Annotated in this window: 20 protein-coding genes; 16 read left to right on the top strand and 4 right to left on the bottom strand. The window is 73.4% G+C overall.

Annotation, left to right across the window (positions count from 1 at the left end; all coding sequences use genetic code 11):
- Positions 1-80: 80 nt before the first annotated feature.
- Entirely contained in the window at positions 81-1,643 is a 1,563-nt protein-coding gene (locus tag ACIRNI_RS23690; RefSeq protein ID WP_403554030.1) for a sensor histidine kinase, read from the top strand.
- Between the two features lie 87 nt (positions 1,644-1,730).
- Here the strand turns inward: ACIRNI_RS23690 and ACIRNI_RS23685 are convergent, their stop codons facing one another.
- Together ACIRNI_RS23685 and ACIRNI_RS23680 are read right to left on the bottom strand one after the other, a co-directional pair.
- A complete protein-coding gene (locus tag ACIRNI_RS23685; RefSeq protein ID WP_403554028.1) occupies positions 1,731-3,395 on the bottom strand; it encodes a penicillin-binding transpeptidase domain-containing protein in 1,665 nt (554 codons plus the stop codon).
- A gap of 98 nt (positions 3,396-3,493) precedes the next feature.
- Complete coding sequence (locus ACIRNI_RS23680; protein ID WP_403554026.1) at positions 3,494-5,233, bottom strand: dolichyl-phosphate-mannose--protein mannosyltransferase; 1,740 nt, start codon at positions 5,231-5,233, stop codon at positions 3,494-3,496.
- Between the two features lie 61 nt (positions 5,234-5,294).
- Between ACIRNI_RS23680 and rsmI the strand changes: the two genes are divergently transcribed.
- The 6 genes from rsmI (at position 5,295) to ACIRNI_RS23650 (ending at position 10,874) form a co-directional block, all read left to right on the top strand.
- Positions 5,295-6,188, top strand: a complete 894-nt coding sequence (rsmI, locus tag ACIRNI_RS23675) for a 16S rRNA (cytidine(1402)-2'-O)-methyltransferase (protein ID WP_403554024.1) — start codon at positions 5,295-5,297, stop codon at positions 6,186-6,188.
- Between the two features lie 142 nt (positions 6,189-6,330).
- Positions 6,331-6,774: a hypothetical protein gene (locus tag ACIRNI_RS23670; protein ID WP_403554022.1), complete on the top strand. Its 444-nt coding sequence runs from the start codon at positions 6,331-6,333 to the stop codon at positions 6,772-6,774.
- Between the two features lie 36 nt (positions 6,775-6,810).
- A complete protein-coding gene (locus ACIRNI_RS23665) occupies positions 6,811-7,710 on the top strand; it encodes a TatD family hydrolase (RefSeq protein WP_403554020.1) in 900 nt (299 codons plus the stop codon).
- A gap of 100 nt (positions 7,711-7,810) precedes the next feature.
- Positions 7,811-9,124: a ubiquitin-like domain-containing protein gene (locus tag ACIRNI_RS23660; protein WP_403554019.1), complete on the top strand. Its 1,314-nt coding sequence runs from the start codon at positions 7,811-7,813 to the stop codon at positions 9,122-9,124.
- Positions 9,121-9,984, top strand: coding sequence for a 16S rRNA (adenine(1518)-N(6)/adenine(1519)-N(6))-dimethyltransferase RsmA (gene rsmA / locus ACIRNI_RS23655; RefSeq protein ID WP_403554017.1), 864 nt, complete (start codon positions 9,121-9,123; stop codon positions 9,982-9,984). Before ACIRNI_RS23660 ends, rsmA begins: the two co-directional genes overlap by 4 nt.
- A complete protein-coding gene (locus tag ACIRNI_RS23650) occupies positions 9,981-10,874 on the top strand; it encodes a 4-(cytidine 5'-diphospho)-2-C-methyl-D-erythritol kinase (protein WP_403554015.1) in 894 nt (297 codons plus the stop codon). Before rsmA ends, ACIRNI_RS23650 begins: the two co-directional genes overlap by 4 nt.
- A gap of 18 nt (positions 10,875-10,892) precedes the next feature.
- Here ACIRNI_RS23650 and ACIRNI_RS23645 read toward each other — a convergent pair whose 3' ends face one another.
- Positions 10,893-11,609, bottom strand: a complete 717-nt coding sequence (locus ACIRNI_RS23645; protein ID WP_403554013.1) for a lipoprotein — start codon at positions 11,607-11,609, stop codon at positions 10,893-10,895.
- A 64-nt stretch (positions 11,610-11,673) separates the two neighbouring features.
- Between ACIRNI_RS23645 and ACIRNI_RS23640 the strand changes: the two genes are divergently transcribed.
- The 8 genes from ACIRNI_RS23640 to ACIRNI_RS23605 all read left to right on the top strand — a co-directional run bounded on the left by ACIRNI_RS23640 (position 11,674) and on the right by ACIRNI_RS23605 (position 22,684).
- Entirely contained in the window at positions 11,674-13,488 is a 1,815-nt protein-coding gene (locus ACIRNI_RS23640; protein ID WP_403554011.1) for an ABC-F family ATP-binding cassette domain-containing protein, read from the top strand.
- A gap of 265 nt (positions 13,489-13,753) precedes the next feature.
- Complete coding sequence (locus ACIRNI_RS23635) at positions 13,754-15,559, top strand: PQQ-binding-like beta-propeller repeat protein (RefSeq protein WP_403554009.1); 1,806 nt, start codon at positions 13,754-13,756, stop codon at positions 15,557-15,559.
- 46 nt (positions 15,560-15,605) lie between these two features.
- Positions 15,606-17,357 carry a PQQ-binding-like beta-propeller repeat protein gene (locus ACIRNI_RS23630; protein WP_403554007.1) on the top strand — a complete coding sequence of 584 codons (1,752 nt, stop codon included), beginning with the start codon at positions 15,606-15,608 and terminating at the stop codon, positions 17,355-17,357.
- Between the two features lie 251 nt (positions 17,358-17,608).
- Positions 17,609-18,301, top strand: a complete 693-nt coding sequence (locus ACIRNI_RS23625; protein WP_355361836.1) for a LuxR C-terminal-related transcriptional regulator — start codon at positions 17,609-17,611, stop codon at positions 18,299-18,301.
- 116 nt (positions 18,302-18,417) lie between these two features.
- Positions 18,418-19,461 (top strand): galactose-1-phosphate uridylyltransferase, encoded by a 1,044-nt coding sequence (gene galT / locus ACIRNI_RS23620; protein ID WP_355361838.1) that lies wholly within the window; start codon positions 18,418-18,420, stop codon positions 19,459-19,461.
- Positions 19,458-20,429 (top strand): UDP-glucose 4-epimerase GalE, encoded by a 972-nt coding sequence (gene galE / locus ACIRNI_RS23615; RefSeq protein WP_403554004.1) that lies wholly within the window; start codon positions 19,458-19,460, stop codon positions 20,427-20,429. Before galT ends, galE begins: the two co-directional genes overlap by 4 nt.
- A complete protein-coding gene (galK, locus tag ACIRNI_RS23610; protein ID WP_403554002.1) occupies positions 20,426-21,601 on the top strand; it encodes a galactokinase in 1,176 nt (391 codons plus the stop codon). Before galE ends, galK begins: the two co-directional genes overlap by 4 nt.
- A gap of 231 nt (positions 21,602-21,832) precedes the next feature.
- Positions 21,833-22,684 (top strand): LuxR C-terminal-related transcriptional regulator, encoded by an 852-nt coding sequence (locus tag ACIRNI_RS23605; RefSeq protein WP_403554131.1) that lies wholly within the window; start codon positions 21,833-21,835, stop codon positions 22,682-22,684.
- Here the strand turns inward: ACIRNI_RS23605 and tamR are convergent.
- Entirely contained in the window at positions 22,646-23,140 is a 495-nt protein-coding gene (tamR, locus tag ACIRNI_RS23600) for a MarR family transcriptional regulator TamR (RefSeq protein WP_355361846.1), read from the bottom strand. The genes ACIRNI_RS23605 and tamR overlap by 39 nt on opposite strands.
- 131 nt (positions 23,141-23,271) lie before the next feature.
- Here tamR and ACIRNI_RS23595 point away from each other — a divergent pair, with 131 nt between their 5' ends.
- Positions 23,272-24,099 (top strand): trans-aconitate 2-methyltransferase, encoded by an 828-nt coding sequence (locus ACIRNI_RS23595; protein ID WP_403554000.1) that lies wholly within the window; start codon positions 23,272-23,274, stop codon positions 24,097-24,099.
- Positions 24,100-24,131: the final 32 nt, after the last annotated feature.

Here is a 24,131-nt window from a genome sequence, read left to right as displayed (position 1 = left end):
ATCAGGCGTCGTACGGGTGACGTAGCGTCGGCCCGGTGAGAGCACGCACCGCGCCCCCAGGAGAGGAACCCCCACCGACGATGCGGCGCCTTCACGCACCGCTGAGGCCGGCGGTCGCCGACATCGCCCTGTGGGCGGTCTTCGCGACCGCCGGCGCCCTCTGGTTCGGCGACACCCGAGCCCCGTCCACCACCCGGGACCTGGTCCTCCCCCTGCTCGCGCTGGCCGTGGCCGTACCGCTGGCCCGGCGCCGCCCCGGGACGGCCGTCCTCCTGGCCGACGTCCCGTGCGCGCTGGGACTCGCCGGGACCGCGAGCCCGGCGAACGTCTACGCGCTGACGCTGGCCTGCATGAGCTTCCTGCTGGGGGTCCGCAGCGCCACGGCACGCACGCCGCTGCTGGTGCTCGCGGGCTGCCTGACGGCCGACCTGGCCGTGTGCGCCGCCCTGCGGGCCCCCGCGGTGTGGTGGTTCTACGCGATGACCGTGCTGCCCGCCGTGCTCCTGCTGCCCTGGCTCGCCGGCCGCTACTGGCGCGGGCGCCGGGAGCTGGCCGAGGGCGGCTGGCAGCTGGCCCGCAGCCTGGAGGAACGGCAGCACCTCGCCGCCGAGCGGGCCCGCCTGACCGAACGCGCGGCCATCGCCGCCGACATGCACGACTCGCTCGGGCACGTCCTGAGCCTGGTCGCGCTGCGCGCCGGGGCGCTGGAGCTGTCACCGACCCTCACTCCGAGGGACCGCGAGGACGTCGCCGAGCTCCGGCGGACCATATCCGACGCCGTCGACCACCTCCGGGAGACCGTCACCGTGCTGCGGTCCGACCCGCGGGCGGGCGCGGCCGACACGGTGGAGGAGCTTCTGGGGCGTGCGGTCGCCTCCGGCGTCCCGGTGCGGTGGGAGCGCAGCGGGCCGCCGCCCGCGCGATCGCCCCTCGTCGAACGGGCCGTGTACCGGGTGGTGCAGGAGGCCCTCACCAATGCCACCAAGCACGCGCCGGGCAGCGCCGTCCGCGTCACCATCACGCACACCGGCGACGCCACGCGCGTACGGGTCGTCAACGCGGAGCCGCCGACGGGGCCGCCGCCTCGCGACGCCGTGGGCGGCAACCACGGTCTGGCGGGGTTGCGCGAGCGGGTGACGGTCCTGGGCGGCGCCCTGCGGGCCGGCCCGTACGAAGGCGGCTTCGAGGTCGCCGCGACCCTTCCGCACCACGCCTCCGCCCAGGCGGCGCCCCCTGACGCGGACCGCACGCCGTGCGCCGCCCCCGTACCCGAATCCGTGCGGCGGCGCGCCCGCATCCGCCGCATCACCCGCTGGCGCTTCGCGGCCGTCTTCGCCGCCCCCGCTGCGGCGGCAGCCGTCTTCGTGCCGAGCGCCGTGTACCTCGCGTACCAGCTCACGGGCAGCGTCCTGCCGCCGTCGCGCTACGAGGAGCTCCGGGTCGGCACCCCGCGCGCCGAGCTGACGCACCTCCTCCCGGCGCGGCCCTTCCCGTACGCGCCCGACACCCCCGGTGCCACCTGCGACTTCTACCGCTCGAACGGCAACCTGCTGGAGGAGGTCGACCTGTACCGGCTGTGCTACTCGGGCGGGAGGCTGGTCGCGAAGGACACCGTGGACGGGAACGGGGCCGGGAGCCCGTAGGGAGGTTCGGGCAGCCAGTCGCGGGCCGGGTCGTACTCCAGCCAACTGCTTCGGCCGGCTTCAGCGGCGTCACGCCGCCCCGCCCCCCTACCGCGCCTTCAGCACCGACGCGACCAGCGGCCCCGCCGCGTCGCCGCCGTGGCCGCCGGACTCGACGACCGCCGCGGCCGCGAGGTCGTCGGCGTACCCGGTGAACCAGCTGTTGGAGGAGCCCTGGTTGTCCACCTCCGCCGAGCCGGTCTTGGCGCCCTTGTCGTTCGTGCCGAGCCCGGACATCGCCCGCGCTCCGGTCCCGTTGGTCGCCGTGGCGTGCATCATGTCGCGCAGGGCGCTCGCGATGGAGCCGGGAAGCGGCCGGGCGGTGGCCGGCGCGCGGTCGAGCAGGGCGCGCGGGACGATGACCGGCTGCTTGAAGGAGCCGTTCTTCGCGGTCGCGGCGATCGACGCGACGTTGAGGGCGTTCATCGTTATCTTGCCCTGGCCGATGTACGAGGCCGCGGTCTCGGCCCCGGCCGACTGCGGCACGCTGCCGTCGAGGGAGCGGACGCCGGTGTTCCACTCCTCGCCGATGCCGAAGTACGTACGGGCCGTGGCGCCCAGCGCCGTACCGGCGACGCCCTTGTCGTTCAGCGGCTTGACGGCCTTGATGAAGGCGGTGTTGCAGGAGCGGCGGAAGCTGTCCCGGAAGGTGCCGCCCTGGATGGCGAAGTCGTCGAGGTTGTGGAAGGGGCGCCCGTCCCACGTGACGGTCGCAGGGCACTCGACGCGGTCGCCCGGTCCGGAGACCACGCCCTGGTCCAGCATCATCGCCGCCGTCACGATCTTCATCGTGGAGCCGGGCGCCTGGAGGCCCAGGAACGCGGCGTTGAAGCCGTCCTTGCGGTTGTTGGCGACCGCCCGTATCTCGCCGGTGCTCGGCTTGATCGCCACCACCGACGACTCGCCGTACCGCCCCACCGCCTGCTCGGCGGCGGCCTGCACGTCGGCGTCCAGGGTGGTCTGGAGCTTGCCCGGCTCGCCCTTGGCGAGCGTCAGCAGCGTCTCCCTCGCCGCGCCCTCACCGGCGCCCTCGCCCGCCGGCTCGATCCACGTCTCCACGCCCGGCTTGCCGCCCGTCTCGGAGCCGTACTTCTCGCGCAGCTGGTCCAGGACCTGACCGAGCGACGGGTACTTCTCCTTCGTCAGCTCGCGGCCCTGGTGGTCGACCGCCTTCACCGGCGGGTCGGGCGCCTCGCCCGTCCGCAGGGCGGCGTCCTTGGTGAGCTTCGGGTGGATGACCGCCGGCTGCCAGTCGACCAGCGGCATGCCCGTCGTGACACCCCGCACCACGGTCAGCTCGGAGGCGTACGTCCAGCGCTTGGAGACGCCTTCGTACGTCACCGTCGCGTCGACCGTGAACGGCACCTTCGGCCCCACCGCCCTGCCCGGCGTGATGACCGCCTTGGAGATGTGGGCCTCCTCGCGGAAGCTCCGCACGGCCGGGCCCGCGGTGCCGGCGGCGTTGGTCAGTCCGCCCGCCGTGTCCGCGTCCCCCTCGGCCCACGCCGCGAGGAAGTCCTTCGCCGTCCGCTCCACCTCGTCGGCGGTGACCGGACCGCTGCCGGCCTTCCGCACCCCGGGCGCGGCCTTCGTCGACGGCGCGGCGGTCGTCCCCATCACCCCGTTCCAGAGGTTGTAACCGCCGTACCCCACGCCCCCCGCCACCACGGCGAACACCCCGCCGACGATGGCCACTTTCGCTCCGCTGCGCATCCGTGCAGCCCCCCTCCGCCCGTAAACGGCAGTAACCCTACGGGACGGTACTGACAGCGGTGCCGGTTGTTATCCGAACGGAACGTCAGTTCCCCGGCTCACACCCACGTATCCAGCCACATCCGGTCCCGCCACTCGTCCATCGGGATCGCCTGCCCCGTGTACAGCGGCCAGAAGTAGATGAAGTTCCACACGATCAGCAGCACCAGCACGCCCACCCCCACGGCCCCCACCGTGCGCCGCCGCTCCGCCGAGCCGTCGCGGCCCGGCGGGCCCAGCAGGGCGCCGGCCATCATCGCCACCGCCAGGCACAGGTAGGGGACGAACACCACGGCGTAGAAGAGGAAGATCGTGCGGTGCTCGTAGTGCAGCCACGGCACCCATCCGGCCGCGAAGGCGCAGACGATCGCGCCCGCGCGCCAGTCGCGGCGGAAGAACCAGCGCCACAGGACGTACAGCACCGCGAAGCACGCCGCCCACCACAGCAGCGGCGTACCGATCGCCAGCACCTCGCGCGCGCACTTCTCCGTGGCGTCCGCCGGGCAGCCGCCGGTGCCCGGGGCCGGGTCCTCGTAGAAGTACGAGACGGGCCGGCCCAGCACCATCCAGCTCCACGGGTTCGACTGGTACGTGTGCCCCGAGGTCAGCTGGATGTGGAAGTCGTAGACCTGGGTCTCGTAGTGCCACAGGCTGCGCCACCAGTCGGGGAACAGCCAGGACCACATGCTGTCCTTGCCGTCCTTCGCGGCCCAGTCCCGGAAGTACCCCTTGCCCGTGAAGATCCAGCCCGACCAGGAGGCGATGTACGTCACGACCGCGACCGGCACCGTCGAGACGAACGCGGGCAGCAGGTCGCGCGTCAGCACCGCCACGTACGGGCGGAAGGCACCCGCCGTACGGCGCGCGGCCACGTCCCACAGGACCGTCATCACGCCGAACGCCGCCAGGAAGTACAGGCCGTTCCACTTGGTGGCGCACGCCAGCCCCAGCAGCACCCCGGCGCCGATCCGCCACGGCCGCCACCCCAGGCGCACGGTCTCCGCGATCCGCACGTCCGGCCGCAGCACCCCGTCCGGGTCGACCGGCAGGGCGGCCGCCAGCCGCGCCCGCGCCCGGTCCCGGTCGACCAGGAGGCAGCCGAAGGCCGCCAGCACGAAGAACATCACCACCAGGTCGAGCAGCGCCGCCCGGCTCATGACGAAGTGCAGCCCGTCCACCGCGAGCAGCGCGCCCGCCAGGCACCCGAGGAACGTCGACCGCAGCAGCCGCCGCCCGATCCGGCACAGCATCAGCACCGACAGCGTGCCGAGCAGCGCCACCATGAAGCGCCAGCCGAACGGCGTGAAGTCGAAGATCCACTCGCCGAGCCCGATGACCCACTTGCCGACCGGCGGGTGCACCACATAGCCCGGGTCCGTCGGCACGGTCACCGCGTCCGGGTTCGCCAGGATCGACTTGTCGACGTCCTTCGGCCAGGCCCCTTCGTACCCCTGGTTGATCAGCGCCCAGGCGTCCTTGGCGTAGTACGTCTCGTCGAATATCACCGCGTGCGGCTCGCCCAGCTTCCAGAACCGCAGCACCCCCGCCACGAGCGCCACCAGCAGCGGCCCGCCCCACGCCGTCAGGCGCACGAGCACGTCCGCCGCCGTGGGCGGCACCCCGAGGACCGTCCACATCCGGCCCGAGGGGCGCGTGTACGGGGGAACCAGCCGCTCCCGCAGGCCGGGCACCGGCCGCGGGGCGTAGCCGAAGCGGCGCAGGCGCCGTTGCCAGGAGGGCTGACTCCCGATGCCGTCGGCGCCCTGTCCGCGCAGGGCCTTCTGAGCAGTACTGGTCACCGCGCCATCGTAGGGAACGCGCCTGTGCGCGTCGCCTCTCCGGGCTGCGAGGATGGCACCTGTGACAGGAACGGGAACGCTAACCGGAACGCTCGTCCTCGCGGGGACCCCGATCGGTGACGTGGCGGACGCCCCGCCGCGGCTGGCCACGGAGTTGGAGAGCGCCGACATCATCGCCGCGGAGGACACCCGGCGGCTGCGGCGGCTGACGCAGGCGCTCGGCGTGCACACGCGCGGGCGGGTCGTGTCGTACTTCGAGGGCAACGAGTCCGCCCGTACCCCCGAGCTGGTCGAGGCGCTCGCGGGCGGGTCGCGCGTGCTGCTGGTCACCGACGCGGGCATGCCGTCCGTCTCCGACCCCGGCTACCGGCTGGTCGCCGCCGCGGTCGAGCGGGACATCCGGGTGACCGCCGTGCCGGGCCCGTCCGCCGTGCTGACGGCGCTCGCGCTGTCCGGGCTGCCCGTGGACCGCTTCTGCTTCGAGGGGTTCCTGCCGCGCAAGGCCGGCGAGCGGCTCGGCCGGCTGCGCGAGGTCGCCGCCGAGCGGCGCACCCTCGTCTACTTCGAGGCCCCGCACCGCCTCGACGACACGCTCGCCGCGATGGCCGAGGTCTTCGGCCGCGAGCGGCGCGCCGCCGTCTGCCGCGAGCTGACCAAGACGTACGAGGAGGTCAAGCGGGGCGGCCTCGGCGCGCTCGCGGCGTGGGCCGCCGACGGCGTACGCGGCGAGATCACGATCGTCGTGGAGGGCGCCCCCGAGCCCGCGCCCGGCGACCTCGACGCGGACGAGCTCGTGCGCCGGGTGCGGCTGCGCGAGGAGGCGGGGGAGCGGCGCAAGGAGGCCATCGCGGCGGTCGCCGCGGAGGCGGGCCTGCCCAAGCGGGAGGTGTTCGATGCCGTCGTGGCGGCAAAGAACGCCCCACGCGGAAGCTCGGCGGGGCCCGCGGGGGAGTAAAGGACTATCGTAAAAAGCAAAGCCCCGACCGCTCGGCAGGCCTTTCGGCATGGGATGCCCCAAAGCCGGACCAATTTCCGGCATGCGGCGATGCGCTCCCGCCCGTAAAGGCGTCCACTGGCAGCAGTGGAAAGGAGCCAGCATGAGCGAGACCACCAGCACTCCTCCAGTCGCCCACGAGGCCTACTCCTTCGCCTGCATGAAGTGCGGATACGGCTGGGAGGAGGCCTACGACATCGAGCACTACACGGACGCGCGCGGACACGAGTTCGTGGTCTACAAGGCCGAGGGGCGCCGGGTCCCCTCGCCGCTCTCCAACCCCACGTGCCCCAACTGCGAGTCCCACCGCGTCCGCATCATGCGGTCCGGCCGGGTGTCGTCCGTGCTGGACCTGATGGCGCAGGCGTACGTGACGACGGAGAGGAAGAAGGAGACCGGGCAGGAGGCGGAGCCGATCGCGGCGGCCGGGCCCACGGGCCAGAAGGCCGAGGAGCCGAAGACCGAGCGCGGCCCGGAGGAGCAGACGCGGCGCGAACCGCACCACTGGCACCTCGGCGACCTCCTGCGCCACTGGCACCGTAGCTAGTCCCGGGGGCCACAGGGCTGCTCGTACGATCGGGGCATGAGTTCGAAGGACGCCCCGCCGCCGCTGCCCGAGCCCCTCGGGGTGCCGGTCGCCGATTCCCACACCCACCTCGACATGCAGTCCGGCACCGTGGAGGAGGCCCTCACCAAGGCCGCCGCCGTCGGGGTCGAGACCGTGATCCAGGTGGGCTGCGACCTCAAGGGGTCCCGCTGGGCGGCGGAGACGGCCGCCGCGTACGACACCGTCTGGGCGGCGGTCGCCCTGCACCCCAACGAGGCCCCGCGGATCGTGCACGGCGACCCTGGGGGCACCTCCCAGGCCGCAGGCTCTGGGGGAGGGTGGTCCCGGCAGGGGGCCCGCGAAGGCGGCGGGGACGCGGCGCTCGACGACGCGCTCGCCGAGATCGACCGGCTCGCCGCCCTCCCCGAGGTCAAGGCCGTCGGCGAGACCGGCCTCGACTACTTCCGCACCGGCCCCGAGGGCATGGCCGCGCAGGAGCGCTCCTTCCGCGCCCACATCGAGATCGCCAAGCGGCACGGCAAGGCGCTCGTCATCCACGACCGCGAGGCCCACGCCGACGTGCTGCGCATCCTCGCCGAGGAGGGCGCCCCCGAGCGGACGGTCTTCCACTGCTACTCCGGCGACGCCGACATGGCCCGCACCTGCGCCGAAGCCGGGTACTACATGTCCTTCGCCGGGAACGTCACCTTCAAGAACGCCCAGCCGCTGCGCGACGCCCTCGCCGTCGCCCCGCTGGACCTCGTCCTGGTGGAGACGGACGCGCCCTTCCTGACGCCCGCGCCGTACCGCGGACGGCCCAACGCGCCGTATCTCGTTCCGATCACGGTCCGCGCGATGGCGGCCGTGAAGGGCATCGACGAGGAGGCCATGTCGACGGCGATCGGCGTCAACACGGCGCGCGCCTTTGATTACTGACGGATCACGACCGCGGGGCCCGGGCGCAGGGTAACGGTACGACCCTGCGTAGTCGAGCCGCTTTGGAGAGTGACAAAGGCTCCGCTAGGGTCCCGGCCTCGTGAACGGATTCCGTGCGCCCTTCGAGCCCGCCCCCACGGGCCCGGCCCCGGTCCCGGCCCCGGTCCTCCGGCCCGCGCCCGCCCACCCCGGCGTGCCGCGCCAGGCGGCCGCGGTCGACCCGGAGGCCCCCACTCTCGCGGCATTCGCGCCGACTGACCCAGGAGGCCGCGCGGCGGCCCGCCGGGCGCGGACGCGGCGGGCGGGGCGGGGTGGCGGCGCGCCCGACGGCGTCAGGCGCCTCCTCCCGCAGGCCCTCGTCGTGGCGTTCCTCGCCGGCGGCACCAGCGCCTTCGTCGCCGGCGACAAGGCCGTACGCCTCTCCGTCGACGGCGTACCCCGCACCATGCACACCTTCGCCGACGACGTCTCCGAGCTCCTCGCCGACGAGGGCCTGCCCGTCGGCCCGCACGACGTCGTCGCGCCCGCGCCGGGCACCGAGCTCGGCAACGGCGACGAGGTGGTCGTCCGGTACGGCCGCCCCGTCACCCTCACCCTCGACGGGCAGCGCCGCCGCGTCTGGACGACCGCCCGCACGGTCGACGAGGCGCTGCGCGGATTCGGGGTGCGCGCGGAAGGCGCGTACCTGTCCGTCCCGCGCACCACCCCGATCCCCCGCCGCGGCCTGACCCTCGACGTCCGGACGGAACGGACGGTGACGTTCCTCGCCGACGGCCGCGAACGCACCATCCGCACCAACGCCGCCACCGTCCGCGAGGCGGTCGAGCAGGCGGGCATCACCCTCAGCGGCGAGGACACCACCTCCGTCCCGCCCGGCAGCTTCCCGCGCGACGGGCAGACGATCACCGTCCTGCGGATCACCGGCCTCCAGGAGGTGCGCGAGCAGTCCATTCCGTACGCCGTGGAAAGGATCCGCGACCCCTCCCTCCACGTGGGCACCGAGGTGGTGGAGCGGCAGGGCCGCACGGGCGCGCGCCGCGTGACGTACGCCGTCCGCACGGTCAACGGCGTACGCCAGCAGCCCCGCAAGATCGCCGACGAGGTCGTACGGGAGCCGGTCACGCAGCGGGTGCTCGTCGGTACGAAGCCGATGCCGACCTCCGTCGCCGGAGCCGACCACCTCGACTGGGACGCCCTCGCCCAGTGCGAGTCCGGCGGCCGCCCCGACGCCGTCGACGCCTCCGGGACCTACGGCGGGCTGTACCAGTTCGACCCCGGCACCTGGCAGCGGCTCGGCGGCCGGGGCGTCCCGCAGGACGCCCCCGCCTCGGAACAGACATACCGGGCGAAGAAGCTCTACGTGCAGCAGGGGTCGAGTCCGTGGCCGCACTGCGGCCGTAGGCTGTATCGGTGAGCACCACTGATCCCGACGCCCTCCTCGGCCCCGCCGACATCCGCGAACTGGCCGCCGCGCTGGGCGTACGCCCCACCAAGCAGCGCGGCCAGAACTTCGTCATCGACGCCAACACGGTCCGCCGGATCGTCCGGACGGCGGAGGTCCGGCCCGAGGACGTCGTCGTGGAGGTCGGACCGGGCCTCGGCTCGCTGACGCTGGCGCTGCTGGAGGCGGCCGACCGGGTCGTCGCCGTCGAGATCGACGACGTACTGGCGGCCGCCCTGCCGTCGACCGTCGCCGCCCGCATGCCCGCGAAGAAGGACCGCTTCACGCTCGTCCACTCCGACGCGATGCACGTCCAGGAGCTCCCGGGACCGGCGCCGACCGCGCTCGTCGCGAACCTGCCGTACAACGTCGCCGTGCCCGTCCTGCTGCACATGCTCGACCGCTTCCCGAGCATCGACCGGACCCTGGTCATGGTCCAGGCGGAGGTCGCCGACCGGCTCGCCGCGCGCCCCGGCAACAAGGTGTACGGCGTGCCGTCGGTCAAGGCCAACTGGTACGCCGAGGTCAAGCGCGCCGGCGCCATCGGGCGCAACGTCTTCTGGCCCGCGCCGAACGTCGACTCGGGCCTCGTCTCGCTCGTCCGCCGCACCGAGCCGGTGCGGACCACCGCCACCAAGGAAGAGGTCTTCGCGGTCGTCGACGCGGCCTTCGCGCAGCGCCGCAAGACCCTGCGGGCCGCGCTCGCCGGCTGGGCCGGGTCGCCCGCCGCCGCCGAGGCCGCGCTGGTGGCCGCCGGGATCTCGCCGCAGGCACGCGGCGAGGCCCTCACCGTGGAAGAGTTCGCCCGCATCGCGGAGGCCAAGTCAGCGTGAGCATCACCGTACGCGTACCCGCCAAGGTCAACGTCCAGCTGGCGGTCGGCGCCGCACGGCCCGACGGCTTCCACGACCTGGCCAACGTCTTCCTCGCCGTCTCCCTGTACGACGAGGTGACCGCGACCCCCGCCGACGAGCTGCGGATCACCTGCTCGGGCCCCGACGCCGACCAGGTGCCGCTGGACGCGACCAACCTGGCCGCCCGCGCCGCGCTGGCCCTCGCCGCGCGCCGGGGCATCCCCGGACACGTCCACCTCCACATCGCCAAGGACATCCCCGTCGCCGGCGGCATGGCGGGCGGCAGCGCCGACGGCGCGGGCGCGCTCCTCGCCTGCGACGCGCTGTGGGGTACGGAGGCCTCCCGCGAGGAACTGCTCGACATCTGCGCCGAGCTCGGCAGCGACGTGCCGTTCTCGCTCATCGGCGGCGCCGCGCTCGGCACCGGACGCGGCGAGCGGCTCGCACCGCTGGAGGTCGGGGGCGCCTTCCACTGGGTGTTCGCCGTCGCCGACGGCGGCCTGTCGACGCCCGCCGTCTACGGCGAGTTCGACCGCCTGACCGCCGGCACGTCCGTCCCCGCCCCGGCCGCCTCCCCCGCGCTGCTCGACGCCCTGCGCACCGGCGACGCCACCGCCCTCGCGGGCGCCCTCGCCAACGACCTCCAGCCCGCCGCGCTCTCCCTGCGCCCCTCCCTCGCCGCCACCCTCGCGGCGGGCACGGACGCGGGCGCCCTGGCGGGCCTGGTCTCCGGCTCCGGCCCGACGACCGCCTTCCTGGTGAAGGACGCGGACGCGGCGGCCGCCGTCGCCGACGCCCTGCTGGCCTCCGGCACCTGCCGCACGGCCCGGGTGGCGACGTCACCGGCGCCGGGGGCGACGGTGGTGTGAGGCGGGGACCCTGGCCGGTCAGCCGTTGAGGGCGACCGACTTCTTCGCCAGGTCGTACGCCGGCAGCATCGCCTGGTGCTCCGCGGCGTCCAGGCCGCCCAGATGCACGACCACCGGGCCGCTCGGGGTCGTCACCGCGAACGCGCGCTCCGGCTTCGACTCGTCGAGGAGGTCGCTCGTGTACGTGTACGTGACCTCCGTCGCCGGCAGGGCGCCCGCCTTGATCTCGGTGTACCGTGCCTCGCTCGCGCCCTTGTCGGCGGTCACGAACGCCTCCAGCGCCTGGCGCGGGGAGCCGCCCTTCCCGGTGCCGGTCCACACGCGCAGGAAGCCGAGGTGCCCGGCGGGCTTGGCGTCCACCTCGCAGGCCATCGTGACCGGGCCCTGGCGGATGAGCTCGGCGAGGTCCGGGTCCTCCGGGGCGGTCACCTTCTTCGCCACCCAGTCCTGCGCGGTGTCGAACGACACGGGCAGCGCGCACGGCGACCCCGCGCCGCCGAGGGTCGCGCCCTTGACGGCGGCGCCAGGGGCGGCGTCGGCGGAAGCGGCCTTCGACGGCGACGCCGAAGCGGACGCCTGCGCCTTCTCCCCGGCCGGCTTCCCCGGCTTCTCCGGCTCCGACGAACACCCGCTCAGCAGCAGCCCCGCCGCCACCACGACCGCCGGAACCGCGCCCCGCGCCACGTACCGCCCCATGAAGATCCCCACCCAGAGTCCGTTCGAACGAACGCGCACGCTATCGCACTGTCCGCGGCGGCTACCCTGGTAGGTCGGCCCTTCCCCCCGTAGCAGGAGTGACATGGCAGTCAACCTCGTCAATGTCGAGGCAGTCAGCAAGGTGTACGGCACCCGTGCCCTGCTGGACGGTGTGTCCCTCGGCGTCTCCGAGGGGGACCGGATCGGCGTCGTCGGGCGCAACGGGGACGGCAAGACCACCCTCATCCGGATGATCGCCAAGCTGGAGGAGGCCGACACCGGCCGTGTCACGCACAGCGGCGGGCTCCGCCTCGGGGTGCTCACGCAGCACGACTCGCTCGACCCCGCCGCCACCGTCCGGCACGAGGTCATCGGCGACCTCGCCGACCACGAGTGGGCCGGCAACGCCAAGATCCGCGACGTGCTCACCGGGCTCTTCGGCGGGCTCGACCTGCCCGGCTTCCCGCAGGGCCTCGACACCGTCATCGGGCCGCTCTCCGGCGGCGAGCGGCGGCGCATCGCGCTCGCCAAGCTGCTCATCGCCGAGCAGGACCTGATCGTCCTCGACGAGCCCACCAACCACCTCGACGTCGAGGGCATCGCCTGGCTCGCCCAGCACCTGCGGGCCCGGCGCTCCGCGCTCGTCTGCGTCACGCACGACCGGTGGTTCCTCGACCAGGTCTGCACGCGCATGTGGGACGTCCAGCGCGGCGCGGTGCACGAGTACGAGGGCGGCTACTCCGACTACGTCTTCGCGCGCGCCGAGCGCGAGCGCATCGCCGCCACCGAGGAGGTCAAGCGGCAGAACCTGATGCGCAAGGAGCTGGCCTGGCTGCGGCGCGGCGCCCCGGCGCGCACCTCGAAGCCGCGGTTCCGCATCGAGGCGGCGAACGCGCTCATCGCGGACGTACCGCCGCCGCGCGACAGCAGCGAGCTGATGAAGTTCGCCAACGCCCGGCTCGGCAAGACCGTCTTCGACCTGGAGGACGTGACCGTCACCGCCGGGCCCAAGATGCTGCTCAAGCACCTGACCTGGCAGCTCGGCCCCGGCGACCGCATCGGCCTGGTCGGTGTCAACGGCGCCGGCAAGACCTCGCTGCTGCGCGCCCTCGCCGAGGCCGCCGCCACCCAGGGCGAGAAGCAGCCGGCCGGCGGGCGGATCGTCGTCGGCAAGACGGTACGCCTCGCGTACCTCTCGCAGGACGTCGCCGAACTGCCGCCGACGCTGCGCGTGCTGGAGGCAGTCCAGCAGGTGCGCGACCGCGTCGACCTCGGCAAGGGCCGCGAGATGACGGCGGGGCAGCTGTGCGAGCAGTTCGGCTTCACCAAGGAGAAGCAGTGGACGCCCGTCGGCGACCTCTCCGGCGGTGAGCGCCGCCGCCTCCAGCTGCTGCGCCTGCTGATGGACGAGCCGAACGTCCTCTTCCTCGACGAGCCCACCAACGACCTCGACATCGAGACCCTCACGCAGCTGGAGGACCTCCTCGACGGCTGGCCCGGCTCGATGGTCGTCATCTCCCACGACCGGTTCTTCATCGAGCGCACGACGGACAAGACGTTCGCGCTCCTCGGCGACGCCACGCTGCGCATGCTGCCGCGCGGCATCGACGAGTACCTGGAGCGGCGCCAGAGGATGATCGACACGGCCGCCCCGGCACCGGCCGCCGCGTCGGCGTCCGCGTCCGCGCCCGCGAAGGAGAAGTCCGCGGGCGACTCCCGCGCCGCCAAGAAGGAGCTGCAGAAGATCGAGCGCCAGCTCGACAAGGTCTCCGAGAAGGAGAGCAAGCTCCACACTCAGATCGCCGAAAACGCCACGGACTTCGAGAAGGTGGCGAAACTGGACGCGGAGCTGAGGGAACTGGCCGCGCAGCGCGAGGACTTGGAGATGCGCTGGCTGGAACTCGCCGACGACGCCTGACCCTCCGACCCTCAAAGGGGCGTGACGAAGGCGTGGAGAGCGCATAACGAGGGCATCACGGGCCGGTCCTCCCTTGGGAACAGGGGCGGACCAGCCCCTTTCGTGTCGTACCCGAGTGATAGAAAGAAGCCCCGCTCGACTCACGTAACACTGCGGAATCCGTGTCCGATTCGCTCCATTCCGGCGGTACGCGTGCGCGTACGTGCGCCCCGGAATCGCGGGGGAGGCCGGTCGTTCACCGGACCGCACGAAGGGGGAAGCGCTGATGACTCAGCCGCCCAGCCAGCAACCGCCGCAGGGGGGCGGCTTCGGGTCTCCGCAGGACCCGCAGCAAGGATTCCCCCAGCCCCCGGGACAGCCGCCGGCCCAGCCGCCGATGCCCCCGGCCCAGCCGCCCATGCCGCCGTCGCAGCCGCCGGCGGGCCCGCCACCCGCCGCCCCGCCGCAGGGGGTCCAGCCCGGTTACGGCTACCCCCAGCAGCCGGGCCCGTACGCCCCCCAGCCCGGCCCCTACGGCCAGCAGCCGGGCCCGTACGGCCAGCCGCAGCCCGGCCCCTACGGCGGTTACCCCGGGCAGCCGCAGTACCCCGGTGCGCCGGCCCCGGCGCCCGCCGGTGGCGGCCGCAACCCCTTCAAGGGCAAGCCCGGCGTCATCATCGGCGCCGCCGTGGCCGCCCTCCTCGTCATCGGCGGCGGCACCTGGTTCGCCGTCAGCGGTGACGACACCGACCCCAAGAAGCCCGACGCCAAGGGCTCCAGCGCCGCGCCCGACCCCACCGGCTCCGGTGACGTCGACCAGGGCGACGGCAACGGCGACGGCCGCGGCGCCGAGGACGACCTCAACGCCGGGCGCAAGGACGGCGAGGCCAAGGTCGCGTGGCTCGGCACCAACGACGTCGACCTCCCGCGCAACGGCGCGGACGTGCACGGCCCCTGGGTCGTCGGCGACACCCTCGTCAAGGCCATGTACAAGAGCATCAGCGGCTACTCGGTCGCCGACGGCAAGAAGAAGTGGGAGGTGCCGTTCACCACCGAGGTGTGCGCCGCCCCCGTCGCGCCCGCCGCCAACGGCACCATCGTCATCGGCGTCAAGGACGGCACCGGCGACCGCGCCGACTGCCTCCAGCTCCAGCAGATCGACCTCAAGACCGGCAAGGCGGGCTGGAAGCAGACCATCGCCAAGGGCACCGGCTTCAGCGCCCTCTCCGACGTCACGCTCGCCATCAGCGGCACCACCGTCACCGCCGCAGGCACCAACAACTCCTACGGCTACTCCCTCGCCGACGGCAAGCAGCTCTTCGGCAAGCGGTCCGGCGGCTGCCAGCCGTACGCCTTCGCCGGCGGGCCCAAGCTCATCGCCGCCTCCAGCTGCCCCACCGGCGACTACGAGAAGCAGCAGCACGAGATCAGCGAGGTCGACCCGGCCACGGGCAAGCCCAAGTGGTCGTACAAGCTGGCGCCCAACTGGGAGGTCGACAAGGTCTACTCCGTCAGCCCGCTGGTCGTCTCGGCGACCCAGCGCAAGGAGAAGAAGTGGTCCGTCTTCGCGCTGACGGACACCGGCAAGCTCCGCTCCACGCTCGACGGCGGCAAGGACAAGTTCGAGGCCAACTGCGGCGGCAGCTTCATCGTCTTCGGCCAGAACCTGGAGGGCTGCATCGGCGTCGCCGCCGACGCCACCACCTTCTACATGGCGACCGCCCCCACGTCGGTGACCGACGGCACCAATGAGGTGGTGGCGTTCAACCTCGACACCGGCAAGCCCAAGTGGCGCGCCTCGGCGGGCCCGAAGAAGACCATGACGCCGCTGCGCATGGAGGGCGCCAACGTGCTGCTCTACATGGAGGGCTCGTGGGACCGGGGCGGAGCGGTCGCCACGCTCGCGCCGACCGGCGGCAGCCCCACGGTGCTGCTCCAGCACCCGCAGTCGACGGCCCAGATCGAGAGGACGTTCTTCGACGCGAAGTACGCCTACGCCGACGGCCGGTTCTTCATCGTCAGCGGTCGCGTGAGCGCGAGCAACGACGAGCAGGAGAAGCAGACCAAGACGATGATGGCCTTCTCCAAGTGACGCACCGCCAGCAGGGCCCGCACCGGACCCCAGAGGGACCCACACCATGACGCAGCCACCCCCGCCCCCGAGCCAGCCGCCGAACCAGCCGCCGAACCAGCCGCCGGGCCCTCCGCCCCAGGGCGGTTTCGGCGCCCCCACCCCGCCGCCGAACCAGGGTTACGGCTACCCCCAGGCCCCGGGCCAGCCCCCCGGCTACGGCTATCCCCAGGCGCCGGGTCAGGCGCCGGGCACTGTGCCCGGCCAGCAGCCGTACGGCTACGGCTACCCGACCGCCCCCCTGCACCAGCAGCCCCCGGCGCAGCCGCCGCTGCCCCCGCAGGGCGGCAAGAAGCTGTCCACCCAGATGCAGATCATCATCGCCGCGGCCGTCGCCGTGGTCCTGATCATCGCGGGCGGCATCTGGTACGCGACCAGCAGCGGCGACGGAGGCGGCGGCAAGGGCGACGAGGCGAAGGGCGCCACCTCCGGCGCCACCGCCGGACAGGGCGGCGGTGATGGCGGCGGCAAGGCGCCCGACGGGCCCGGCACGGAGAAGGCGCCCGCCAACACCCGTTCCAAGGTGGCCTTCCAGATGCCGCACCCCGCGGTCGCGGACCTGACCACCGTGGTCGGCTCCTGGACCACCGACAAGGCGTACGTGAAGTCGGGCGTCAACTCGGTCGTCGGGTACGACCTGGACAAGGGCACCCCGCTGTGGACCCTCGCCCTGCCGGGCCAGGTCTGCGCGGCGTCCCGCCACGTCCAGGACAACAAGGCGGCGATCGGCTTCGAGGCCACCAAGCGCGTCGCCCCGAAGTACTACCAGCCGTGTACCGAGATCGGCGTCGTCGACCTGACCACGGGCAAGCTGCTGTGGAGCAAGTCCGTGGCCGGCGCGAACGGCGACGCCAAGACCCGGTTCACCGAGGTCACCGTCGGCGCCGGCACGGTCGCCGCGGGCGGCACCGACGGCGGCGCGGCCTGGAACCTGGCCACCGGCAAGGAGCTCTGGAAGCCCCAGGCCAACACCGACCAGTGCTTCGACATGGGGTACGGCGGCGGCCAGGCGCTCGTCGCGGCGCGCAAGTGCGGCCCGCACAACCAGCAGTACGTGATGATCCAGAACCTCGACCCGGCGAGCGGGCGGCCGCTCTCGCAGTTCAAGATGCCGGCCGGGGTGGAGTACGTGGGCATCATCTCCACGAAGCCGCTGGTCGTCGCGGCCGACGTCGGCGACACCGCCGGTGACGGTTCCTCCATCTCCGACCTCTTCTCCATCGACGAGAAGACCGGCAAGCTGAAGGTCAAGATCGCGGTGGACGCCGAGCGGTTCGCCGGCGACTGCGACTCCACGATGGTCGAGGCGTGCAGCAAGGTCGTCGTCGGCAACGGCCGCGTCTACCTGCCCACCGAGGAGCACGAAGGCACCGGCGAGGCGTACGGCCAGACCAACGAGATCGTCTCCTTCGACCTGACCACCGGCAAGCCCACCAGCGACAAGGCCGAGGCGGGCGAGCGGTACTCGATGTTCCCGCTGCGCATGGACGGCGGCAACATCATCGCCTACAAGGAGCCGCCCTACGACAAGGGCGGCCAGATCGTCAGCATCGACGGGGCCACCTTCAAGCAGACCGTCCTGATGGAGAACCCGGCCGACAAGTCCGTGCGCGACGCCGAGGGAAGCTTCTCGCTCGACCACGCGGAGATCCGCTACGCCGCCGGACGGCTGTTCATCTCGGAGCGGATGATCTCCGAGCGGAGCGCCTCGTCGACCGACGACACGCAGTACTTCGTGCTGGCGTACACCACGCGCTGACGCCCGCCCGCCCCTCGCGGCGGGTCCGTCGCCCGGCCCGGCACCTCGGAAGACCGAGGTGCCGGGCCGTCACCATAAAGGGCTCCAAGTAGCCCTTATCAGCGAAGAATTCGACATTCCGGGGGGCTTCTGGCAGCGAGGGGGCGCGAGACGTCGAACAAGCGTGTAGCTTGCCGGGTCAACAGTGCCGGGGACGGCGGGGGGCCGGAGCCGGCGGGGAGCCGGGACCGGCGGGGATGGGGGATTGCTCGATGGGCGTGCGGCTCATGGTGGTCGACGACCACCGCCTGCTCGCCGAGGCGCTCGCCTCGGCGCTGAAACTGCGCGGGCACCGGGTGCTCGCGGCAGCCGCACCCGCCGCCGGCGCGGCCGAACTGGTGGTGAGCCGCGCGCCGGAGGTCTGCCTGCTGGGCACGGCCGCCCCGGCGGAACCGGGCGCCTTCGACCCGGTCGTCCGCATCAAGCAGGACCGCCCGCAGGTGGCGGTGGTCATCCTCGGCCCGGTGCCGAGCCCGCGCGGGATCGCGGCGGCGTTCGCCGCGGGCGCGTCCGGCTACGTGCGCCACGACGAGCGCATCGAAGGCGTCGAGCGGGCGATGCTCAAGGCCAGGGCGGGCGAAGTGGCGGTCGCGCCGCAGCTGCTCCAGAGCGCCTTCACCGAACTGCTGAACCCGGCGGCCCAGCCCGACGACGAGGGCCAGCGGCTGCTGCGCATGCTCACCCCGCGCGAGGTGGAGGTCCTCGTCCGGGTCGCGGAGGGCGAGGACACGCGCCTGATCGCCGCGGGCATGCACATCGCGCCGAGCACCGCGCGGACGCATGTGCAGCGCGTGCTGATGAAGCTCGGCGTCGGCTCCCGCCTGGAGGCCGCCGCCCTCGCCGCCCGTACGGGCCTGCTGGACCGCGCCGCCCTGCGCCACGCCTCGCACCAGCCCACCGACTGAAACGCCCCGTTCGCCGCCCCGCTCGCCGGCCGGGCGCGCTTCGGCATTGACTGCGATGTTCGGTTGTGGTTCCTTGTGTGTGGTTGTGTTGGAACGGCGCACGGCAGGAGCCCGCAGTGAAGAAGACGTCGACCCGGCTGGCCGACGGGCGTGAGCTGGTCTACTACGACCGGCGGGACGACGCCGTGCGCGACGCCGTCGACCCCCGCCCCCTCGACCCCATCTCCACCACCTCCGAGATCCGGCACGACCCCCTCCTCGGCGACTCCGTCGCCATCGCCTCGCACCGCCAGGGCCGCACCTACCACCCGCCCGCGGACGAGTGCCCCCTGTGCCCCTCCCGGGACGGCCGGCACAGCGAGATCCCCGACTCCGACTACGACGTCGTCGTCTTCGAGAACCGCTTCCCCTCCCTCGCCGGCGACTCCGGGCGCTGCGAGGTCGTCTGCTTCACCCCCGACCACGACGCCTCCTTCGCCGACCTCACCGAGGAGCAGGCCGCCCTCGTCCTGGAGGCGTGGACCGACCGGACCGCCGAGCTCGCCGAACTGGACCAGGTCGAGCAGGTCTTCTGCTTCGAGAACCGGGGCGCCGAGATCGGCGTCACCCTCGGCCATCCGCACGGCCAGATCTACGCGTACCCCTTCACCACCCCCCGCACGGCGGCGATGCTCCGCTCCCTCGACGCCCACCGCGCCGCCACCGGCCGCAACCTCTTCGACGACCTCCTCGCCCGCGAGCGCGCCGACGCCGAACGGGTGGTCCTGGAGACCGACGAGTGGCTCGCCTTCGTGCCGTACGCCGCGCACTGGCCGTACGAAGTGCACCTCCACCCCACGCGGCGCGTGCCCGACCTGCGCGCCCTGGGCGACGCGGCCCGCGCCGAGTTCCCCGGCGTCTACCTGGAGCTCCTGCGCCGCTTCGACCGGATCTTCGGGCCGGGCGAGCCCCCGACGCCGTACATCGCCGCCTGGCACCAGGCGCCGCTGCGCGACCCCCGGCGCGGCGACTTCGCCCTGCATCTGGAGCTTTTCACCATCCGGCGCACCGCAGGCAAGCTGAAGTTCCTGGCGGGCTCGGAGTCGGGCATGAGTGTGTTCATCAACGACGTACCGCCGGAGGCCGCGGCCCGGCGACTGCGAGAGGTGGCGAGCAAGTGAGCAAGTACCTGGTGACCGGCGGAGCCGGCTACGTCGGCGGGGTGGTCGCCGCACACCTGCTGGAGGCCGGACACGAGGTGACCGTCCTGGACGACCTGTCGACCGGCTTCCGCGAAGGCGTCCCAGCCGGGGCCCGCTTCGTCGAGGGCCGCGTCCAGGACGCCGCCCGCCACCTCGACGCCTCCTACGACGGCGTGCTCCACTTCGCCGCCTTCTCGCAGGTCGGCGAGTCGGTCACCGACCCCGAGAAGTACTGGGTCAACAACGTCGGCGGCACCATCGCGCTGCTCGCCGCCATGCGCGACGCGGGCGTGCGCCGGCTCGTCTTCTCCTCCACGGCCGCCACCTACGGCGAACCGGTCTCCACGCCCCTCACCGAGACCGACCCGACCGCGCCCACCAGCCCGTACGGCGCCTCCAAGCTCGCCGTCGACCACATGCTCACCGGCGAGGCCGCCGCCCACGGCCTGGCCGCCGCCTCGCTGCGGTACTTCAATGTCGCGGGCGCGTACGGGGAGTGCGGCGAGCGCCACGACCCCGAGTCGCACCTCATCCCGCTCGTCCTCCAGGTCGCCCTCGGCAAGCGGGCGTCGATCTCCGTCTACGGCGACGACTACCCGACCCCCGACGGCACCTGCGTACGCGACTACATCCACGTCGCCGACCTCGCCGAGGCGCACCTGCTGGCCCTTAGCGCGGTCGAGCCGGGCGAGCACCTGATCTGCAACCTCGGCAACGGCAACGGCTTCTCCGTCCGCGAGGTCATCGAGACCGTGCGGAAGGTGACCGGCCACCCGGTGCCGGAGGTCGTCGCCCCGCGCCGCGCCGGCGACCCGGCGGTCCTGGTCGCCTCGGCCGAGGCCGCCCGCGAGCGGCTCGGCTGGCAGCCGTCCCGCCCCGGCCTGGCGGACATCGTGGCGGACGCGTGGGAGTTCGCGCGGAAGCGGGAAGCGGGGGACGGGGAATGACGGACATCGCGCAGACGGACACCGTGCACACGGACATCGCGCGGGACTTCCGGCGGCTGTACGGGTACGCGCCCGAGGGCGTGTGGGCCGCGCCCGGCCGGGTCAACCTGATCGGCGAGTACACCGACTTCAACGACGGCTTCGTGATGCCGCTGGCCCTCCCGCACGCCGCCGTCGCCGCGGTGGCGCGGCGCTCCGACGGGCGGCTGCGCGTCCACTCCGCCGACGTCGGCCAGGGTGTCGTCGAGCTCGCGCCCGACGAGCTGGTCCCCCGCTCGGACACCGGCTGGGCGGCGTACCCCGCCGGGGTCGTGTGGGCGCTGCGCGACGCCGGCCACCCCGTCACCGGTGCCGACATCCACCTCGCCTCCACCGTCCCGACCGGCGCCGGCCTGTCGTCGTCGGCCGCCCTGGAGGTCGTCACCGCCCTGGCGCTGAGCGAGCTGTACGAACTCGGGTTGGCGCGCGAGGTGTTGGCCGTGCTCGCGCAGCGCGCGGAGAACGCCTTCGTGGGCGTGCCGTGCGGCGTGATGGACCAGATGGCGTCGGCGTGCTGCACCGAGGGGCACGCCCTGCACCTCGACACCCGCGACCTGTCGCACCGCCAGGTGCCGTTCGACCTCGCCGCGCGGGGGCTCCGGCTGCTGGTCGTCGACACGCGGGTGAAGCACGCGCTCGGCGACGGCGCGTACGCCGAGCGGCGCGCCGGGTGCGAGGCGGGCGCGCGGGCGCTCGGCGTGCGCGCGCTGCGCGAAATCGACCACGTGCAACTGCCCGATGCCCTGCGGCGGTTGTCCGACGAAACGATTCGCTCCTACGTCCGCCACGTCGTCTCCGACAACGACCGCGTGCGGCGGACGATCGCGCTGCTCGACGCCGGAGACGTACGGGCGGTGGGGCCGGTGCTCACCGAGGGGCACGCGTCCCTCCGCGATGATCTGCGGGTTTCCTGCCCCGAGCTGGACCTGGTGGTGGCCGCGGCGACCGAGGCGGGCGCGCTGGGCGCGCGGATGACGGGCGGCGGCTTCGGCGGCTCGGCGATCGTGCTGACCGAGGCGGACGGCGCGGAAACGGTGACGAAGGCGGTCGAAGCGGCCTTCGCCGCCGCCGGGTTCACGGCTCCGCGCGTCTTCCCGGCGGTCCCGTCGGCGGGAGCGCGCCGCCTCGCGTAACCGGTCAGTTCCGCAAACCGCCTTCCCCTCCGGGCCGCCGGCCGTACTCTGATGCACGGTGCCGGTGGGGGCCGGCGCTGATCAGGGGCGAGACAGTCGGGTACGACGCCCGGGGCGGGGTAACAGTCACTGCGCGGCGGCGGCCGCGCGACGACCACGAGACCTCCTCTCCGGGCGCCGTACCCGCGGCTGCTCCCTTCCTCGACGCAGCGGCGACACTTGGGGGTGTCAGTGGTCCGTATCCGGGTTCTGGTGGTGGACGACCACCGCATCTTCGCCGAGTCGCTCGCCGCGGCCCTCGCCGCCGAGCCCGACGTGGACGTCGCGGCGGCCGGCAGCGGCCCCGCCGCGCTGCGCTGCCTGGAGCGGGCGGCCTCCGAGGGCCGCAGGTTCGACGTCCTGCTGATCGACGCCGACCTCGGCGCGGGCGGCCCGCCCGCCGCGAGCCCGGCGGTGAACCCGGCGGTGACGGTGCCCGCGCCCCGGACCGCCCCGCCTCCGACGGCCTCGCTTCCGGCCGCCCCGCCGCGCGCGGTCCCGGACCACGGCGAGGAGCTGGTCGACGGCATCTCGCTCGTCGCGAGCGTCCGCGCCGGTCAGCCCACCGTGCGGACCGTCGTGCTCGCCGAGAAGGACGACCCGCGCCGGGCGGCGCTCGCCCTCCAGGCCGGGGCCTCCGGCTGGGTCGCCAAGGACTGCTCGCTCCAACGGCTGCTGGCGGTGATCCGGGGCGTCCTGCGCGATGAGACCCACCTGCCGCCGGCCCTGCTCACCGGGGTGCTGCGCGAGCTGACGGCCGCGCGGAAGCACCGCACGGAGAGCGAGCGGCTGGTGGAGTCCCTCACCCCGCGCGAGCGGGAGGTGCTGCGCTGCATGGTCGCGGGGCTCGGCCGCAAGGCGGTCGCCGAGCGCCTCTTCCTCTCCCCGCACACCGTGCGCACGCACATGCAGAACGTGCTGGGCAAGCTGGGTGTGCACTCCACGCTGGCGGCCGTCGCACTGGCCCGCCGGGCCGGGGTGGGTCCGGCCGACCTCGGTCCGGCCTTAGGGGATGTTGTCGAACGGGGCGGTCAGCTGGCGTAGCAGCGCGGCGAGCTCGGCCCGCTGGGCGCGGGAGAGCTCCACGAGGATCGCCCGCTCCTGGTCGAGCAGCCCGGCGAGCGCCTGGTCGGCCCGGTCGCGCCCCTCGGGCGTGAGGCGCACGAGGACGCCGCGGCGGTCGCTGGGGTCGGGGAGCCGCTCGACGAGGCCCTTCTTGGCGAGCCGGTCGATGCGGTTGGTCATGGTGCCGGAGGTGACGAGCGTCTGCGTGAGCAGCTGGCCGGGGGAGAGCTGGTAGGGGGCGCCCGCGCGGCGCAGTGACGTCAGGACGTCGAACTCCCAGGGCTCCAGCTCGTGCTCGGAGAACGCCAGCCGACGAGCGCGGTCGAGGTGCCGGGCCAGCCGGGACACGCGGCTGAGCACCTCGAGCGGTTCCACGTCGAGGTCGGGGCGCTCGCGGCGCCATGCTGCGACCAGTCGGTCGACCTCGTCCTCCATGGCGATCAGTGTAGGCGCTCTGTCGATGTGAAGTCTCTTGACGTCAAGAAATATTCGCCTGGACCATTGGGCATGACGGGGCCGGGACTCTGTTCCGCTTCGGTTCTCCGTTCCAGCAAGGGGGCTCTTCCATGCATTCCGCACCAATCTGGGATCCGCAGCAGTATCTGCGCCACTCCAGTCACCGCACCCGCCCGTTCATCGACCTCCTCAACCGCATACCCGAGCTGCCCGCGACCGCGCAGGGGAGGCCCGCCCGAATCGCCGACATCGGGTGTGGCCCCGGCAACGTCACCGCGCTCCTCGCCGACCGCTGGCCCGACGCGCACATCACCGGCTTCGACCTCTCCCCCGAGATGCTGGAGCAGGCCAAGCAGCGTTACGCCGGCACCACCCCGGGCGGCGGCTGGCTCGACTTCCGCCCGGCCGACGCCGCGCACTGGGCGCCCGACGAGCCGTACGACCTGATCGTCTCCAACGCGGCCCTCCAGTGGGTGCCCAACCACCCCGAGTCCCTGCCCCTGTGGATCGACGGCCTCACCCCGGGCGGCACGCTCGCCTTCCAGGTTCCGGGCAACTTCACCTCGCCCAGCCACGCGCTCCTCGGCGAACTGTGCGAGTCGCCGCAGTGGCGCGACCGCCTCGGGGACCACGGCCGCCGCTTCGTCCACATCCTCACCTCCGCCGACTACCTGGCCCGCCTCACCGACCTGGGCTGCGCCACCGAGGTCTGGGAGACCGTCTACTCCCAGCTCCTCCAGGGCGAGGACCCCGTCCTCGACTGGGTGAAGGGCACCGCCCTGCGCCCCGTCCTCACCGCCTTGGAGGGCGACGACGAGGCCGTCGCCGACTTCCTCGACCAGTACCGCGACCTGCTGCGCAAGGCCTACCCGCCGGGGCCGCACGGCACGGTCTTCCCGTTCCGCCGGATCTTCGCCGTCGCGCACAAGCCGGAGTGAGCGACGCGGAACACGCGGAAAGCGGAGGGGCG

Origin of the sequence: Streptomyces sp. NPDC093546 (genome assembly GCF_044765045.1) — a bacterium.
Lineage (GTDB): Bacteria > Actinomycetota > Actinomycetes > Streptomycetales > Streptomycetaceae > Streptomyces.
This window is presented reverse-complemented; position numbering and strand designations above follow the sequence as displayed.

Coding starts and splice junctions, on each gene's coding strand:
- ACIRNI_RS23690 (WP_403554030.1), top strand. CDS start 81: ATGCGGCGCCTTCACGCACCGCTGAGGCCGGCGGTCGCCGACATCGCC.
- ACIRNI_RS23685 (WP_403554028.1), bottom strand. CDS start 3,395: ATGCGCAGCGGAGCGAAAGTGGCCATCGTCGGCGGGGTGTTCGCCGTG.
- ACIRNI_RS23670 (WP_403554022.1), top strand. CDS start 6,331: ATGAGCGAGACCACCAGCACTCCTCCAGTCGCCCACGAGGCCTACTCC.
- ACIRNI_RS23665 (WP_403554020.1), top strand. CDS start 6,811: ATGAGTTCGAAGGACGCCCCGCCGCCGCTGCCCGAGCCCCTCGGGGTG.
- ACIRNI_RS23640 (WP_403554011.1), top strand. CDS start 11,674: ATGGCAGTCAACCTCGTCAATGTCGAGGCAGTCAGCAAGGTGTACGGC.
- ACIRNI_RS23635 (WP_403554009.1), top strand. CDS start 13,754: ATGACTCAGCCGCCCAGCCAGCAACCGCCGCAGGGGGGCGGCTTCGGG.
- ACIRNI_RS23630 (WP_403554007.1), top strand. CDS start 15,606: ATGACGCAGCCACCCCCGCCCCCGAGCCAGCCGCCGAACCAGCCGCCG.
- ACIRNI_RS23625 (WP_355361836.1), top strand. CDS start 17,609: ATGGGCGTGCGGCTCATGGTGGTCGACGACCACCGCCTGCTCGCCGAG.
- galK (WP_403554002.1), top strand. CDS start 20,426: ATGACGGACATCGCGCAGACGGACACCGTGCACACGGACATCGCGCGG.
- tamR (WP_355361846.1), bottom strand. CDS start 23,140: ATGGAGGACGAGGTCGACCGACTGGTCGCAGCATGGCGCCGCGAGCGC.
- ACIRNI_RS23595 (WP_403554000.1), top strand. CDS start 23,272: ATGCATTCCGCACCAATCTGGGATCCGCAGCAGTATCTGCGCCACTCC.